The 15,563-nt window shown below is 73.2% G+C and carries 13 protein-coding genes and 1 pseudogene; 9 read left to right on the top strand and 5 right to left on the bottom strand.

The genetic code is table 11. From position 1 onward, the window contains the following. Window positions 1-44: 44 nt before the first annotated feature. Window positions 45-863 carry a peptidylprolyl isomerase gene (locus tag ACFQO7_RS36785; protein WP_376810734.1) on the bottom strand — a complete coding sequence of 273 codons (819 nt, stop codon included), beginning with the start codon at window positions 861-863 and terminating at the stop codon, window positions 45-47. A 26-nt stretch (window positions 864-889) separates the two neighbouring features. After that, on the bottom strand, window positions 890-1,840 hold the full coding sequence (locus ACFQO7_RS36790) for a peptidylprolyl isomerase (protein WP_376810735.1): 951 nt from the start codon (window positions 1,838-1,840) through the stop codon (window positions 890-892). A gap of 282 nt (window positions 1,841-2,122) precedes the next feature. Here ACFQO7_RS36790 and ACFQO7_RS36795 point away from each other — a divergent pair, with 282 nt between their 5' ends. The 3 genes from ACFQO7_RS36795 to ACFQO7_RS36805 are packed head-to-tail and all read left to right on the top strand — an operon-like array spanning window position 2,123 to window position 5,800. Continuing rightward, complete coding sequence (locus ACFQO7_RS36795) at window positions 2,123-2,818, top strand: MBL fold metallo-hydrolase (RefSeq protein WP_376810736.1); 696 nt, start codon at window positions 2,123-2,125, stop codon at window positions 2,816-2,818. A 33-nt stretch (window positions 2,819-2,851) separates the two neighbouring features. Continuing rightward, window positions 2,852-4,186, top strand: a complete 1,335-nt coding sequence (hisS, locus tag ACFQO7_RS36800) for a histidine--tRNA ligase (RefSeq protein WP_376810737.1) — start codon at window positions 2,852-2,854, stop codon at window positions 4,184-4,186. A gap of 54 nt (window positions 4,187-4,240) precedes the next feature. Then, on the top strand, window positions 4,241-5,800 hold the full coding sequence (locus tag ACFQO7_RS36805) for a glycoside hydrolase family 3 protein (protein WP_376810738.1): 1,560 nt from the start codon (window positions 4,241-4,243) through the stop codon (window positions 5,798-5,800). Window positions 5,801-5,912: 112 nt separating this feature from the next. Here the strand turns inward: ACFQO7_RS36805 and ACFQO7_RS36810 are convergent, their stop codons facing one another. Together ACFQO7_RS36810 and ACFQO7_RS36815 are read right to left on the bottom strand one after the other, a co-directional pair. Beyond that, the gene (locus ACFQO7_RS36810; RefSeq protein WP_360539326.1) at window positions 5,913-7,244 is read right to left on the bottom strand and encodes a HAMP domain-containing sensor histidine kinase; all 1,332 of its coding nucleotides are present in this window, start codon (window positions 7,242-7,244) and stop codon (window positions 5,913-5,915) included. Beyond that, window positions 7,241-7,936: a response regulator transcription factor gene (locus tag ACFQO7_RS36815; RefSeq protein ID WP_360539328.1), complete on the bottom strand. Its 696-nt coding sequence runs from the start codon at window positions 7,934-7,936 to the stop codon at window positions 7,241-7,243. Before ACFQO7_RS36815 ends, ACFQO7_RS36810 begins: the two co-directional genes overlap by 4 nt. A 68-nt stretch (window positions 7,937-8,004) precedes the next feature. Between ACFQO7_RS36815 and ACFQO7_RS36820 the strand changes: the two genes are divergently transcribed. From ACFQO7_RS36820 to ACFQO7_RS36835, 4 genes are all read left to right on the top strand, one after another. Further along, window positions 8,005-8,574, top strand: coding sequence for a hypothetical protein (locus ACFQO7_RS36820; RefSeq protein ID WP_376810739.1), 570 nt, complete (start codon window positions 8,005-8,007; stop codon window positions 8,572-8,574). Between the two features lie 257 nt (window positions 8,575-8,831). Then, window positions 8,832-10,625: an aspartate--tRNA ligase gene (gene aspS / locus ACFQO7_RS36825; RefSeq protein ID WP_376810740.1), complete on the top strand. Its 1,794-nt coding sequence runs from the start codon at window positions 8,832-8,834 to the stop codon at window positions 10,623-10,625. Then, window positions 10,625-11,431 carry a sugar nucleotide-binding protein gene (locus ACFQO7_RS36830; RefSeq protein WP_376810741.1) on the top strand — a complete coding sequence of 269 codons (807 nt, stop codon included), beginning with the start codon at window positions 10,625-10,627 and terminating at the stop codon, window positions 11,429-11,431. The genes aspS and ACFQO7_RS36830 overlap by 1 nt, the downstream gene beginning before the upstream one ends. Window positions 11,432-11,698: 267 nt before the next feature. Then, complete coding sequence (locus ACFQO7_RS36835) at window positions 11,699-12,418, top strand: M50 family metallopeptidase (protein WP_376810742.1); 720 nt, start codon at window positions 11,699-11,701, stop codon at window positions 12,416-12,418. Between the two features lie 10 nt (window positions 12,419-12,428). Here ACFQO7_RS36835 and ACFQO7_RS36840 read toward each other — a convergent pair whose 3' ends face one another. Further along, window positions 12,429-13,163 (bottom strand): GNAT family N-acetyltransferase, encoded by a 735-nt coding sequence (locus ACFQO7_RS36840; RefSeq protein ID WP_376810743.1) that lies wholly within the window; start codon window positions 13,161-13,163, stop codon window positions 12,429-12,431. A 74-nt stretch (window positions 13,164-13,237) separates the two neighbouring features. Between ACFQO7_RS36840 and ACFQO7_RS36845 the strand changes: the two genes are divergently transcribed. Continuing rightward, window positions 13,238-14,638: a replication-associated recombination protein A gene (locus ACFQO7_RS36845; RefSeq protein WP_376810744.1), complete on the top strand. Its 1,401-nt coding sequence runs from the start codon at window positions 13,238-13,240 to the stop codon at window positions 14,636-14,638. Beyond that, a pseudogene (locus tag ACFQO7_RS36850) lies at window positions 14,638-15,563 on the top strand (hypothetical protein); the annotation flags it as partial. The gene ACFQO7_RS36845 and the pseudogene ACFQO7_RS36850, both read left to right, overlap by 1 nt.

Consider the following 15,563-nt stretch of genomic DNA (forward strand, 5'->3'; position numbering starts at 1 on the left):
GGGACCCTCAGGTCCCGCCCCGCTCCGCTCTGCCGTACCCGCGATCAGCTCTCGGCCGGGGTGATCTTCAGCGAGGTGATGGTGACCGGCTTCTTCGGCGCACCGTCGGGGGTGGCCTTGCCGTCCTTGTCGACCGCGCCGGCGGCGCCGATCTTCTCCACGACGTCGAGGCCCTTGGTGATCTTGCCAAGCACCGTGTAGTTCGAGTCCAGCGTCGTCGGGCCGTAGACCAGGAAGAACTGGCTGCCGCTGCTGCCCGGCTGGCCGGTGTTGGCGATGGCGACCGTGCCGGCCGGGTAGGCGGTGGCCTGGTCGGTGACGTTGGGCAGGTTCTCCTCGGCCATCTTGAAGCTGGGGCCGCCCATGCCGGTGGCGGACGGGTCGCCGCACTGCAGCACCTTGATGCCCTCGGTGGTGAGGCGGTGGCACTTGGTGTTGTCGAAGAAGTTCTTGCTCGCCAGGTAGGTGAACGCGGCGGCGGTGCACGGGGCCTTGGCCGTGTTCACGGCGACCTCGATCACACCCGAGTTGGTGGTGATCGTCATGGTCTGCGTGCCCTTGCTGGAGGCCTCGGTCGGCGGCGTGCCGACGTCCTTCAGGTTCTTGTTGGCCTTGGCGTCCTCGGGCGTCCAGGTGCACACCTGGCCCTCCGGCAGTGGGGCGGCGGCCGGCGTCTGGGGGTCGTCGCCGCCGACCGTCCGCATCAGCCAGATCGTGCCGCCGATGACGAGCAGCAGGGCCACCGCCGCGCCGAGCACGGCGTTGCGCTGCTTGCGCTTGCGGGCCTCTTCCAGCCGCTCGCCCATCTGGCGCTCGAGCCGCGCGCGGGCTGCCGCGCGCTGGCGCTGGATCGTGGAACTCACGGGTCTGTCCTCCTGCTTACTACTGATCAACTGGCGGTCGAGGCCGACGGCTTGGGTGAGGTGGCCGCGCCGGACGGAGCCGGGCTGGCCGGAGCGGACGGGCTGGCCGGGGTGGACGGCGCCGGGGCGGTGTTGTCGACCACCGTCAGCGTCTTGATGACGACGTCCTGCTTGGGCTTGACGTCCTCGCCCGCCTCGTTCGCGGTGGTGCCCGCCTGCGCGATCTTCTTGATGACGTCGAGGCCGGAGCCGGTCACCTTGCCGACGATCGAGTACGCGGTCTCGGTCGTCGAGTCCTGGTAGAAGATCACGAACTGGCTGCCGTTGAGGTTCGGCGTCATGGCCACGGTGCCGGCCGGGTAGCGGACCGCGGTCGCGGCGGCGGGGCTCGGCGACGCGGAGGCCGCCGCGCTGCTGGTGGTCGACGGGGCCGCGCTCGGCGCCTCGACGGCCGGCGGGTTCTCCATCCACCAGGAGTACGCCGCGCCGCCGTTGCCGGTGCCCGACGGGTCACCGCAGGCCAGCGCGAAGTCGCCCTCGGTGTGGGTCAGCGCGTGGCACTTGGTGTCGTTGTAGAAGCCGCTGTCGGCGAGGTACTTCAGGCTGGCCGCGCCGCACGGGGATGCGGTGCGGTCGAGGTCGGCCACGACGTTGCCGCCGGCGAACGCGATGGTCATCGCGGACGTGCCCGAGGTCGGCATGCCGTTCGTGGCCGGCTTGCCCGCGTCCTTGAGGGACGGGTTGCCCGCCAGGTCGAGCGGGCTCCAGGCGCAGGTCTCGGCGACCGTCTCGGTCGGCTTCGCGTCGAAGGCGCCGAGGCTCCACGCCCCGAGCACGCCGACGAGAACGAGCGCGAACACACCGCCGAAGACCGCCTTGAGCTGGCGCGAGCGGCGCTCCTGGTCGGCCCGGCGCACCATCTGCCGGTCGACCTTGGCGCGGGCCAGCTTGCGCTGTCGGGTATTGCTGGAAGCCACCCGAGCTCCTCCTGTCACCATTGACCGCAGCGAAGCATGTCCGCTGTGTCACCTTTATCACGTTAGGGGTTTGGTGTCGCATCACGCGCCGCGCCCGCCCTTTCGGCCGGGCGTGGGCCGCGCCACACGTCCGAGCGAGTGTACGGGTAAACGCTGAGAAACACGTATGCCCGTCCTGGTTCTGTGATGGATGATCGCCTTCGGTGACGTCCGTGCCGTGGGCCGTCGATGCGCACGCGAGCACTAGGCTGGGCGCTGAAGTCTGCGGAGAGGGGTTTTGTCGTGCTTGTGGTGGGCTTTCCGGCGCAGGCGTTCGGGACCAACTGTTATGTGGTCGCCAGCGCTCCCGGCGAGCAGTGCGTGGTGATCGACCCGGGCATCGGGGTCATGGACCACCTCGACGCGGTGCTGGCCGAGCACCGGCTGCGGCCGGCGGCCGTCGTGCTCACCCACGGGCATCTGGACCACACCTTCTCCGTCACGCCCGTGTGCGGAGCCCGGGGCATCACCGCCTGGATCCATCCGGCCGACCGGGAACTGCTGGCCGACCCGGCCAAGGCGCTGTCGGTGGACCTGAGCGCCATGTTCGGCGGGCGGCTGCCGTACGCCGAGCCCGACGACGTCGCCGAGCTGACCGACGGAGCCGTGCTCAGCCTCGCCGGGTTGGAGATCACCGTGGACCATGCGCCGGGCCATACCGGCGGGTCGGTGATGTTCCGGATGCCTGGCCGGGAGGGCGAGCCGCTCTGCTTCACCGGCGACGTGCTCTTCCGCGACAGCATCGGCCGCACCGACCTGCCGGGCGGCAGCATGGCGCGCATGACCGAGAGCCTGCGCGACAAGGTGCTGACCCTGGCCGACGAGACCGTGGTGCTCCCCGGTCACGGGCCGTCGACGACCATCGGCCGCGAGCGCGCGCGCAACCCGTTCCTGCGCGAGCTGCTGAGCGTCGGCGACGCGCCCCGCCGGGGCTTCTGATCCAGACTTCTTCCTTCCTGGAGTGATCTACCCATGAGCAAGCCCACGCCGCTGTCCGGCTTCCCGGAGTGGCTGCCCGCGCAGCGCATCATCGAGCAGCGTTTCCTCGACCACATCCGCCGCACCTTCGAGCTGTACGGTTTCGCGTCACTGGAGACGCGCGCCGTCGAGCCGCTCGACCAGCTGCTGCGCAAGGGCGAGACCTCCAAGGAGGTGTACGTGCTGCGCCGCCTGCAGGCCGACAGCAGCGACGCCTCCGACGCGAGCCTCGGCCTGCACTTCGACCTGACCGTGCCGTTCGCCCGCTTCGTGCTGGAGAACGCCGGCAAGCTGCACTTCCCGTTCCGGCGATACCAGATCCAGAAGGCCTGGCGGGGTGAGCGGCCGCAGGTGGGCCGCTACCGCGAGTTCCTGCAGGCCGACATCGACATCGTGGACCGGGACACGCTGCCCGCGCACTACGAGGCCGAGCTGCCGCTGGTCATCGGCGACGCGCTGGCCGGGCTGCCCATCCCCAAGCCGACCGTGATGGTCAACAACCGCAAGGTGCTGCAGGGCTTCTACCAGGGCCTGGACCTGGTGGACCCGGAGGCGGTGATGCGGGTGGTCGACAAGCTCGACAAGATCGGCCCGGCCGGGGTGACCGCGGAGCTGGCCCCGCTCGGGGTGACCGAGTCGCAGGCGCGGCTGGTGCTCGGGCTGGCGGAGATCTCCGCCGCCGACGCCTCGTTCGTCGACGACGTGCGCAAGCTCGGCGTCAGCGACCCGCTGCTGGACGAGGGCCTGGCCGAGCTGGCCGCCGTCGTGGAGGCGGCCGCGGCGCACTCGCCGGGGCTGTGCCGGGCCGAACTGAAGATCGCGCGCGGGCTGGACTACTACACCGGCACCGTGTACGAGACGACGCTGGCCGGGCTGGAGCGCTACGGCTCGGTGTGCTCCGGCGGGCGCTACGACAACCTGGCCAGCTCGGGCAACGACCGGTTCCCGGGTGTCGGCCTGTCCATCGGGGTCAGCCGGCTGCTGGGGGTGCTGTTCGGCGAGAACGCGCTGTCGGCCAGCCGCTCGGTGCCGACCGCGGTGCTGGTCGCGGTGGGGGCCGAGGAGGACCGCCGGTCCTGCGACCGGATCGCGGCGCAGCTGCGTGCGCGGGGCATCGCGACCGAGGTGTCGCCGAGCACGGCCAAGTTCGGCAAGCAGATCAAGTTCGCCGACCGGCGGGGTATCCCGTACGTCTGGTTCCCCGGGGCCGAGGGCGCGGCCGACACCGTGAAGGACATCCGATCGGGCGATCAGGTCGAGGCGTCGGCCGGAAACTGGACACCTCCGGCGGAGGATCTCATCCCGGTGGTGGAGGGGACTTTTAATTAGGAAACTTAAGTAATAGTGTGTGGTCCTCGACTCTGAAACGGGGGCCGTACGCGCATGACCACGACAGACCACCGCACGTCCCCGGCGCTGGGCACCACCACAGCGCCGGGACAGCGGCCCCACCTGCACGATCGTGGTCTGCTCCGGCTGGCCGACGCGGTGCTGCAACCCGGCTTCGTCGGCACCGTGCCACCCGACTGGCTGCGCCGCCGCCTCAACGACGGCCTGGGCGGCGTCGTGCTGTTCGCCCGCAACATCGTGGACCTCGACCAGGTCGCGGCGCTGAACGCGGCCCTGGTCGCGGAGAACCCCGACGTGATCATCGCCGTCGACGAGGAGTCCGGCGACGTCACCCGCCTCGACGTGGAGCACGGCAGCCGCCGGCCCGGCAACCACGCCCTCGGCGCCGTGGACGACCCGGCGCTGACCGAGGCCGTCGCCGCCGACATCGGCGCGCAGCTCGCCGCGGCCGGGATCACCCTGGACTACGCGCCCGCCGCGGACGTGAACAACAACCCGGCCAACCCGGTCATCGGCGTACGCTCCTTCGGCGGCGACCCGGACCTGGTGGCCCGGCACACCGCGGCCTGGATCCGCGGCCTGCAGTCCACCGGCGTGGCCGCCTGCGCCAAGCACTTCCCCGGCCACGGCGACACCGGCGTCGACTCCCACCACGGCCTGCCGATCATCGAGGTCGACGCCGCCCGGCTCGGCCAGGTCGAGCTGCCGCCGTTCACCGCCGCCATCGACGCCGGGGTCCGGTCGATCATGACCGCGCACCTGCTGGTGCCCGCGCTGGACCCGGAGCGCCCGGCGACCATGAGCCGCTCGGTGCTCATCGACCTGCTGCGCGAGCAGCTCGGCTTCAAGGGCCTGGTGGTCACCGACGGCATCGAGATGGCGTCGGTGTCGCAGCGCTACGGCCTGGGCGGGGCGGCCGCGCTCGCCATCGCCGGTGGCGCGGACGCCATCTGCGTCGGCGGCGAGAGCGCCGACGAGGCCGTCGTGGAACTGCTGCGCACCAGCATCGCCGAGGCGGTCGGCGGCGGCGAGCTGCCGGAGAGCCGGCTGGCCGAGGCGGCCTCCCGGGTCGCGACGTTCGCCGCCGAGAGCGCGGCCCTGCGTGGTGCACGTGCCGCCGCGGCCGCCCAGTGGCACGCCGCGGATCGGCCCGAGGTCGGCCTGGCCGCGGCCCGGCGCGCGCTGCGCGTCACCGGCGCGGGCACGCTGCCGCTGGCCGGTCCCGCGCACGTGGTCGAGTTCGGGGTGGCCACCAACCTGGCCATCGAGGCGCGTACGCCGTGGGGCGTGGGCGCGCCGCTGAAGGAGCTGCGGCCCGATACGACGGTCGTGCGGCTGGACGAGAGTGCGGGCGTCGTCGACGTGCTCGCCGGGGCGCAGGGGCGCATTCCGGTGCTGGTCTGCCGCGACCCGCACCGGCACCCGTGGCTGGCGCGGCTGATCGAGGCCGTCGTGGCGGCGCGGCCGGAGACGGTCGTGGTCGAGATGGGCGTGGCGGCGGGAGAGCCGATCGGTGCGGTGCACCTGGCGACGTACGGCGCAGCAGCCGTCTGCGGCCAGGCCGCCGCGGAGGCCCTGGCTGGATCGCGCTGACGTCATCCCAGCCCGGGCACCCTCTGCCGTTAAGAAGGTGCCCTTCCTCTACGTATAACGATGTGAAGGTGCCCTTCCTTTCGGAAGGGCGCTTTTGCTTTGCGGGGTGGGGTCACGCTTGTTGGCCGCGGCGGAAGCGGACGGCGGCGGCGTGGGCGGGGGCGGGGGAGGTGGGGGCCAGCGAGGTGAGGGTGACGGTGATGCGGGCTCCGCCGAGGTCGCCGTGGTCGACGGCTACGCTGCCGCCGGCTTGGCGGGCCAGTTGGCAGACGATGTCGAGGCCCAGGCCGGTGGAGCCGCCGCCGCTGACGCCGCGCTGCAGGGCCGCGTCGGCGTCGGCGATGCCGGGGCCCGCGTCCTCGACCACCATCGCGTCGGGGGTGACGGTGACGCGGAACGCGGTGCCGTGCGGGGTGTGCCGGAAGATGTTGCCGATCAGGGCGTCGACCGCGCCGATGGCGTCGGAGCGGGGGACCGGCAGCCAGACCGGGGAGTCCGCGCCGACGACCTCCCAGGGCCGGCCGTGGTCCTCGGCCAGCACCGCCCAGAACGCCAACCGGTCGGCGACGACGTCGACCAGGTCCGTCTCCTCGGCGGCGCGTTCGGCGGCGGTGCGCCGGGCGCCGGCGATGATCGCGTCGATCTCGGCGTCGAGGGCCTCGACGGCCTGGCGCATGCGGTCGCTCTCCGGGCCGGGCGGCAGCGCGTCGGTGTCCAGGCGCAGCGCGGTCAGCGGCGTGCGCAGCCGGTGCGACAGGTCGGCGGCGCGTTCGCGTTCGGCGTCGATGACCGCGTTGAGCCGGTCGGCCATGGCGTTGAAGGCCTCGCCGACCTCGACCAGGTCGGGCGGGCCGGCCGGGTGCACGCGTACGGTCAGATCGCCGGAGCCGACCGCGCGGGAGGCACGGGCCAGCTGCCGGGTCGCGCCGACCACCCGCCAGCCGAGCCGGTCGGCCAGCGCCACCGACACCGCGACCAGCAGCGCGGCCAGCGCGCCCATGGACCACCAGGCGGTGGCCACGCCCCGGGACAGGTCGGCCTCGGGCACGAACACCTCGACGACGGCGTTGCGGCCGCCGTCGAGCGCGGCCGGCTGCAGGTACACCAGCCCGTCCGCGACCGGCGCGGTCATCGAGCCGCCCCGGTCGGCGGCGAGCTTGACGTCGGCCATCTCGGCCCGGCTCGCGCCCAGCGACACCCCGCTGGACAGGTGCACGGCCAGCCGCTGGCGCGGGCCGTCGGCGGTGGCCGCCATGGCCCGGCTCAGCACCGCCGGGTCGCTCGACACGGCCAGCGCGGTGACCACGGCGGCGGCCTGCTGGCGGGCGTCGAGCAGCGCGCGGTCCTCGGCGATCTGCTTGGTGACCAGCGCCAGCGGCACGAGGAAGGCCAGCGCCACCATCGATGTGACGGCCAGCGCGCCGCGGGCCAGCATCGCCCTCATGACGGCGGCACCAGCATGACGCCGACGCCGCGGATGGTACGCAGCATGCGCGGCTGAGCCGCGGTCTCGCCGAGCTTGCGCCGCAGCCAGGACAGGTGCACGTCCAGGGTCTGGTCGGCGCCGACGAAGGGCTGCTGCCACACCTCCGTGAACAGCTCGCGGCGGGTCACCACCCGGCCCACCCGGGCCGCGAGGTATGCCAGCACGTCGTACTCCTTGCGGGTCAGGGTGAGCGGGGAGCCGTCCAGGGTCACCAGGCGGGTGCTCTCGTCCATGCGCAGCGGCCCGATCTCGACCACCGTGTCCGAGGCTTCGAAACGCGGCTGGGTCCGGCGCAGCACCGCGGCCACCCGGGCGGTCACGTGCGCGGCGGAGAACGGCTTGGTCATGTAGTCGTCGGCGCCGGAGTTGAGCAGGCGGATCGCGTCGTGCTCGCCGCGGCGGGCGGTGGCCACGATGACCGGCACGTCACTGACGGCCCGCATCATGCGCAGGGCGTCGGCTCCGTCCAGATCGGGCAGTCCGAGGTCGAGGATGACCAGGTCGGGTCGCTCGCTGCGTTCGCTGGTGAGCGACTTCAGTCCTTGCAGCGCCGTGCCGACCGTCTGCACGGCGTATCCGGCGACGGTCAGGGCGTTGCCGAGCGCGTCGCGAATGGCGGGGTCGTCCTCCACGACGAGTACGAGGGGCATGGCTGGCACCGTATCGGAAGCTGTTAGATAGCGGGATGGGTTCGGGGTGGCCGTTTCGCGCGAGGTCGTTGGCGTACGTCGGCGGCTGGTTCGTGGTGACCGCCGCGTCGGCCGCCGTGGTGTGGGTGGGGCTGGGCCCCGTGCTGGCCACGGCGGTGCCCGAGCCGGTGCCGCTGCGCCTGGAGGCGCTGCCCCCGCGACTGCCCGAGCCGCTGGTCACGCCGTCGCGTCCGGTGCCCACGGTGACGCTGCCCCCGGTGCCGTCGTCGTCCCCGCAGCCATCGGCGACCCTGGTCTCGCCCGCCCCGGCGCGCACGTCGCCGAGCCCGGCCGCCAAGCCGCCGGCGCAGCCGTCACCGGCCATGACGGTCGACGGCTGGCAGGTGTTCACCGAATCCGACGGCTCGCGGTCGTACCTGCGCAGCTTCCCGACCGCGGGCGGCACCGCGGTGATCCGGATGGCGAACGAGCGGGTCTACCTGGTGTCGGCCACCCCGCGCGGCGACTACCAGGTGGCCACCTCGCAGCCCGATCCGGAGCGGGTCGTGGTGCAGTTCCACCGGGCGTCCGACCAGATCATCGTGGACGCGATCTGGTGGGAGGGGCGGCCCTACTCGGAGGTCACCACCGTCCGGTGACGGCGCGCCCCGGCCCCCGCGGCGTGCCGCGTGAGAGGCGGCACGCCGGACGGGGGCACGGAGCGCGGACGTCATGTGAATGAGCCTCAGGTCGGCCTGGCCGGGGACAAAGCTCGCTAAGCCCTTCTTCGGCCGTGTTTGAGGCTGATTTCAGGTAGGCAGCGCTCACGACGGGGCGGACCCGGGCACATGCGAGAATGACCTCTGGCGTCGCCCGCACTCATGGCGGCGTGTTTCCGCAGTCCGAGGAGAGCATCGTGATCCGTACCCACACCGCTGGCAGTCTGCGTGCCGAGCACGCCGGCCAGAGCGTCACCCTCGCCGGCTGGGTGGCCCGGCGACGTGATCACGGCGGAGTGACCTTCATCGACCTGCGCGACGCCTCGGGCATCGTGCAGATCGTGTTCCGTGACGAGGCCCAGGCGCACGCGCTGCGCAACGAGTACTGCGTCAAGGTCACCGGCACCGTGGGGCAGCGGCCCGAGGGCAACGAGAACCCCGAGCTGCCGACCGGCGCGATCGAGGTCACCGTCACCGACCTGACCGTGCTGTCGGAGGCCGCGCCGCTGCCGTTCCCGATCGACGAGCACGTCACCGTCGGCGAGGAGGCGCGCCTGCGCCACCGCTACCTGGACCTGCGCCGCGCCAACCAGGCCAAGGCGATCCGGCTGCGCTCGCGGGCCAACGCCATCGCCCGCGAGGTGCTCGGCGCGCGCGACTTCCTGGAGATCGAGACCCCGACGCTGACCCGGTCCACGCCCGAGGGCGCGCGCGACTTCCTGGTCCCGGTCCGGCTGCAGCCCGGCGCGTGGTACGCGCTGCCGCAGTCGCCGCAGCTGTTCAAGCAGCTGCTGATGGTCGCCGGCATGGAGCGCTACTACCAGATCGCGCGCTGCTACCGCGACGAGGACTTCCGCGCCGACCGGCAGCCCGAGTTCACCCAGCTCGACATCGAGATGTCGTTCGTGACCCAGGACGACGTCATCTCCCTCGGCGAGGAGATCGTCGGCTCGCTGTGGCGCGAGCTCGCGAACCACGAGATCCCGACGCCGATCCCGCGCATCACCTACCACGACGCGATGAACCGGTACGGCTCCGACAAGCCCGACCTGCGCTACCAGGTCGAGCTGACCGAGCTGACCGAGTACTTCGCGGGCACCGAGTTCCGGGTGTTCCAGGCCGAGTACGTCGGCGCGGTGGTCATGCCCGGCGGCGCCGCGCAGACCCGCAAGGAGCTCGACGGCTGGCAGGACTGGGCCAAGGCGCGCGGCGCCCGCGGCCTGGCCTACGTGGTGCTCGACGCGGAGACCGGCGAGGCCCGCGGCCCCGTCGCCAAGAACCTGTCCGAGGCGCACCTGAACGGCCTGGCCGACGCCGTCGGCGCGAAGCCCGGCGACGCCGTGTTCTTCGCCGCCGGGACCCGCCGCCATTCGCAGGAGCTGCTCGGCGCGGCCCGCATCGAGATCGCCAAGCGGGCGAACCTGATCGACGAGTCGGCGTGGGCGTTCTGCTGGGTCGTCGACGCGCCGATGTTCGAACCGGTCGACATCCCCGGCGAGGGCGTCGTCGAGGGCGCGTGGACCGCGGTGCACCACCCGTTCACCTCGCCGAACGAGGACTGGATCGACAACTTCGAGTCGGCCCCCGACAAGGCGCTGGCGTACGCGTACGACATCGTCTGCAACGGCAACGAGATCGGCGGCGGCTCGATCCGTATCCACCGCGGCGACGTGCAGAAGCGGGTGTTCACCCTGCTCGGCATCACCGACGAGGAGGCCAAGGACAAGTTCGGCTTCCTGCTCGACGCCTTCGCGTACGGCCCGCCGCCGCACGGCGGCATCGCGCTGGGCTGGGACCGGGTCTGCATGCTGCTGGCCGGCGTGGACTCGATCCGCGACGTCATCGCGTTCCCGAAGTCCGGCGGCGGCTTCGACCCGCTGACCGGCGCGCCGACCCCGATCACGGCGCAGCAGCGCCTGGAGGCGGGCGTCGACGCCAAGCCGAAGGCCCCCGGCGAGGACGCCGCCAAGGCCAAGGCCGCCGCGAAGTAATGCGGATCCTGGTCACCGGAGGTTCGGGATACACCGGTGGCCGCCTGGTCGCCCTCGCCCGCGCGGCGGGGCACGACGTGACCGGCACCAGCCACTCCACCCGCGTGGAGGGGCTGGTGCCGCTCGACGTCCGGGACCGGTCGGCCGTCGACCTGCTCCTCGACGAGCTGCGGCCCGACGCCGTGGTGCACACCAGCTATGTCCAGTCGGACTGGGCGGTCACCGCGCTGGGTGCGGCCCACGTCGCGGCGGCCGCGGCGCGTGCCGGCGCGCGGCTGGTGCACGTGTCCTCGGACGCGGTCTTCAAGGGCCGCCCGGCCGCGTACACAGAGGCCGACCTGCCCGAGCCGGTGTACCCGTACGGCGCGGCCAAGGCGGCGGCGGAGACCGCGGTGCTCGCCGTGCATCCTGACGCCGCCGTCGCGCGCACGTCGCTGATCATCGGCGACGACGCCTCGAAGCAGCACCAGCTCGCGCTGGACATGGCGGCCGGGCGGGTGGACGGCGTGCTGTTCACCGACCACGTCCGGTGCCCGGTCGCGGTCGACGACCTCGCCGCTGCCCTGCTGGAACTGGCCGAGGGCGACTTCCGGGGCATCCTCAACGTGGCCGGCCCCGAGGCGATCAGCCGCCACGAGCTGGGCGTGCGCGTCGCCGCCAAGCACGGCATCCCCGCCGAGCGGGTGCCCGGCGGCTCCGCCCTCGAACGCGGCGTCATCTCCCAAGCCGAGGTCCGCCTCGACACCGCCCTGGCCGCGTCCGTCCTGCGCACCCGCCTACGCGGTGTCACCGAGATCCTGGCCTGACCGGCCGCACCGCCCTCGTCGCGCTCAGCCCTGGCCGGTTCAAGGTGCGCCTGCCGGCCCGACCGTCTTCGTGGACGGTCAGGCCGGGGCGTGAGCGACCATACGAGTGCGAGCGCTTACATCTTTTTTGATGTGCGCACATCGAAAAAGATGTAAGCGCTCGCACGGGGCATCTTCGCCGACCGCTCTCCGTGAAACGACATTGGCCCATCGCATCGAAACGGGCGGGGGATCGTGTGGGTGAAGGGGCGCGGGTAAGGTGCGCTGATGCCGTTCTCCCTCGGTGACATCCTCGGCGCGCAGGTGCAGCCCCCGTTCGGCGTCGTGGCCGGTGCGGCGCTCATCGCGCTGGCGCTGGTGGTCGTCAACACGACCTGGCGGGTCGTGCGCAACGCCATCACCATCGCGCACGAGGGCGGGCACGCGGCCGCCGCGGTGCTGACCGGGCGGCGGCTGCGCGGCATCCGGCTGCACTCGGACACGTCCGGACTCACCATCATGAAGGGCAAGCCGACCGGGATCGGCATGGCGGTGACCCTGCTCGCCGGGTACGCGACACCGTCGCTGCTGGGCATCGCGGGCGCGGCGCTGCTCGACCGGGGGCACATCCGGCTGCTGCTGTGGATCACCATCGTGCTGCTGCTGGCGATCCTCGTCATGATCCGCAACTTCTACGGGCTGCTGCTGATCCTGGCCACCGGCGCGGCCGTGTTCGCCGTGTCGTGGTACGCCACCGCGCCGTGGCAGGCGCTGTTCGCGTACACAGGAGTGTGGTTCCTGCTCATCGGCGGCGTGCGGCCGGTGGTGGAGGTGCAGCTGCACCGCCGCCGGGGCAGCGGGATGCGGTCCGACCCTGACCAGCTCGCGGGGATCACGCGGCTGCCGGGCGGGTTCTGGGTGTTCGTGTTCCTGCTCTGGACCGTGGGCTCCGTGCTGGCGGGGGCGTACCTGCTCGACCTGCTGCCGGAGAACGCCCTGGCCCGCTGACCCCGCGCCCTCAGGACAGGCGCAGCGAGGTGCGCAGGATCGACTCGGTGTAGCCGAGGCGGCGGTAGAGGGCCAGGGCGCGGGTGTTGTCGGACATCACGCCCAGCGAGCTGATGCCGAACTCGGCGACCAGGCGGCGGGTCAGCGCGGTGGTCAGGGCCGCCCCGTGGCCGCGGCCCTGCGCGGTCGAGGCGACGGCGATGCCGGCCAGGAAGCCGACACCGTTCGGGCTGCGGTCGCCCGCGACGGCCACCACCCGGCCGCCCTCCCGGATGCCGTACCAGCACCGGATGCGCGGGTCGCCGGGGCGGCTGGTGCTGTGCGGCAGCGCGTCGTCGAGCACCGCGGCGATGCCGACGTGCTCGGTCTCGTCCAGGGCGACCACCGCGGCCTCGCCCGGGTGCGGCGCGGGCGCGGCGGTGGTCCACAGGAAGTCCCAGTCGTCGTGCACGTCGGCGGGCAGCGCCGCGGCCGTCTCGGCGCGGGTGAGCCGGGGCAGGTGCAACCAGGTCCCCGCGGCCAGCGCGCCGTCTGCGGCGAGCCGGGCGAACAATTCGGCGACCGGGGCCGCGTCGCCCAGCGAAGCGGCCACCGGTCCCCACGGGCCGAGCGAGGTCCACGCCAGCGCACCGTCCAGCAGGTAGCCCCGGACGTCGTCGCCGCCCGCGGTCAGGCGCGCGTAGGGGTGGTCGCCGACCTTCGCGAGCAGGTCTTCACGGCCGAGGAAGTCAGGGGTGAGAGCCACGATGCCACCTTACCGGTCGGGTGGGGGAAGATCGGCCGAGGCGGCCGGAGGCGGTGCCGGGTATCGTCTGCGTGATGCAGACCGACGGCCTCTTCTCCCTGGAGCCCTCGCCGGCTGATCGACGGATCAGCTCGCCGGGGTTCGAGGCGCCGTCCGCGGACGCCCCGCTGGCCGTCCGGCTGCGCCCGTCCGGCCTCGACGAACTGGTCGGCCAGGACCACCTGCTGGCACCGGGCGCGCCGCTGCGCCGCCTGGTCGCGGGCGGCGCGCCGATGTCGGTGATCCTGTGGGGGCCGCCCGGCTGCGGCAAGACCACCATCGCCCACCTCGTCGCCGAGGCCGACGACCGGCACTTCGTCGCGATGTCCGCGCTGACCGCCGGGGTCAAGGAGGTGCGCGAGGTCATCGACACCGCGCGCCGGCGGCGCCGGGCGGGCGGCGCGCCGACCGTGCTGTTCATCGACGAGGTGCACCGGTTCACCAAGACCCAGCAGGACTCGCTGCTGGCCGCGGTCGAGGACCGTACGGTGACGCTGCTCGCGGCGACCACGGAGAACCCGTACTTCTCGATCATCTCGCCGCTGCTGTCCCGCTGCGTGCTGCTGACTCTCAAGCCGTTGGACGACGAGGCGGTGCGCGGCCTGGTGCACCGCGCCATGGCCGACCCCCGTGGCCTGGGCGGCACGGTGACGCTCCACCCCGACGCGGAGGACCACCTGGTCCGGCTGGCCGGCGGTGACGTGCGCAAGGCGCTCACCGCGCTGGAGGCCGCGGCGGGCTCCGCCCTGGCGATCCACGACGGGGACGGCGTACCCGAGATCGACGTGGCCACCGCCGAGCGCGCGGTCGATGTGGCCGCGCTGCGCTACGACCGCGCGGGCGACGCCCACTACGACGTGATCAGCGCGTTCATCAAGAGCATGCGCGGTTCGGACGTGGACGCGGCGATGCACTACCTGGCGCGGATGCTGACCGCGGGGGAGGACCCGCGCTTCATCGCCCGCCGACTGATCATCTTCGCCAGCGAGGACGTCGGCCTGGCCGACCCGACGGCGCTGACCGCGGCGGTGAACGCCTCGTACGCGGTGCAGCACGTCGGCCTGCCCGAGGCGCAGCTCAACCTGGCACAGGCGGTCGCCCACCTGGCCACCGCGCCCAAGTCCAACGCGGTCACCACCGCCATCTCGGCGGCGCTCGCCGACGTGCGGGCGGGCAAGGCCGGCGCGGTCCCGTCGCACCTGCGCGACGCCCACTACGCGGGTGCGCGGGGGCTGGGCCACGGCATCGGCTACCGCTACCCGCACGACGACACCCGAGGTGTGGTGGGTCAGCAGTACCCGCCCGACGATCTGGTGGGAGTGGACTACTACCGTCCCACCGGACACGGTGGCGAACGGCACATCGCCGAACGCCTGCCGAAGTTGCGCGCGGTCATTCGGGGGACCGGCAAGTCCGAGCGAAGCGAGGAGAACTGATGAGCAGGGCCGATGCGACCGACGGACGGGGCCGGAAGAAGGGCCGCGGCGAGGCCGAGGAGGTTCCGCAGGAGGAGACCGGCTGGCTCGACGACCTGCGCGGTGCGAAGCAGGCCAAGGACCAGTTCGACGACAGCGACTTCACCGACGGCGGCAGCAGCCGCTGGGACAAGCTGAGCGCGCTGAGTGACGACGCCCCCGCGGGCCGTGGCGCCCCCCAGGCTCCCGCGGACGCGGGTCGCCGCCCGCGTGGCGGCGACGCCCCGGCGGGCCGCCGCCGGGACGAGGACACCACCGGTGGCCGCCGCGCCGCCGACGAGCCCACGGGTGGCGTCCGCCGTCCCGCCGACGAGCCCATGGGCGGTGCCCGCCGTGCTGGTGAGGACACCCAGGGCGGCCGCAGGCGCACCCCGGAGGAGCCGCCTGCGGGCCGCCGCCGCGCCGACGACGAGCCGGCCGGTCGCCGCCGGGCCGCTGAGGAGCCGACGGGCGGCTTCCGCCCCGCCGGTGAGGACACGCAGACCGGCCGCCGCCGCGCCGAGGAAGAGCCCGCCGGCGGTCACCGCCGTGCCGCGGAAGAGCCGGTCGGTCGCCGTGCCGCGGAAGAGCCGGTCGGCCGCCGCGCGGTGGAAGAGCCGCCGGGTCGCCGGGCCGCCGCGGACGACACCGGCAGCCGCCGCCATGTCGCGGAGGAGCCCGTCGGCCGTCGTGCCGCCCGGCCGGAGCCGGAGGAGCCGCGCCGAGGCCGTCCCGAGCCCCCGCCGGTCGAGCCGCCGCCGGGCCGCGGCCGCCCGGAGCAGGCGCTGCGCAAGCCAGGCGGCGAGCCGCCGGTGGTGCGCCGCCGCGAGATGGACCCCACCCGTACCGGTGAGATGCCGCGCGCCGTAGGGAACCCGCCCGCCGCGGACGGCGGTCGCGGCCGGCC

This window comes from Catellatospora aurea (assembly GCF_042663325.1).
Taxonomy (GTDB): domain Bacteria; phylum Actinomycetota; class Actinomycetes; order Mycobacteriales; family Micromonosporaceae; genus Catellatospora; species Catellatospora aurea.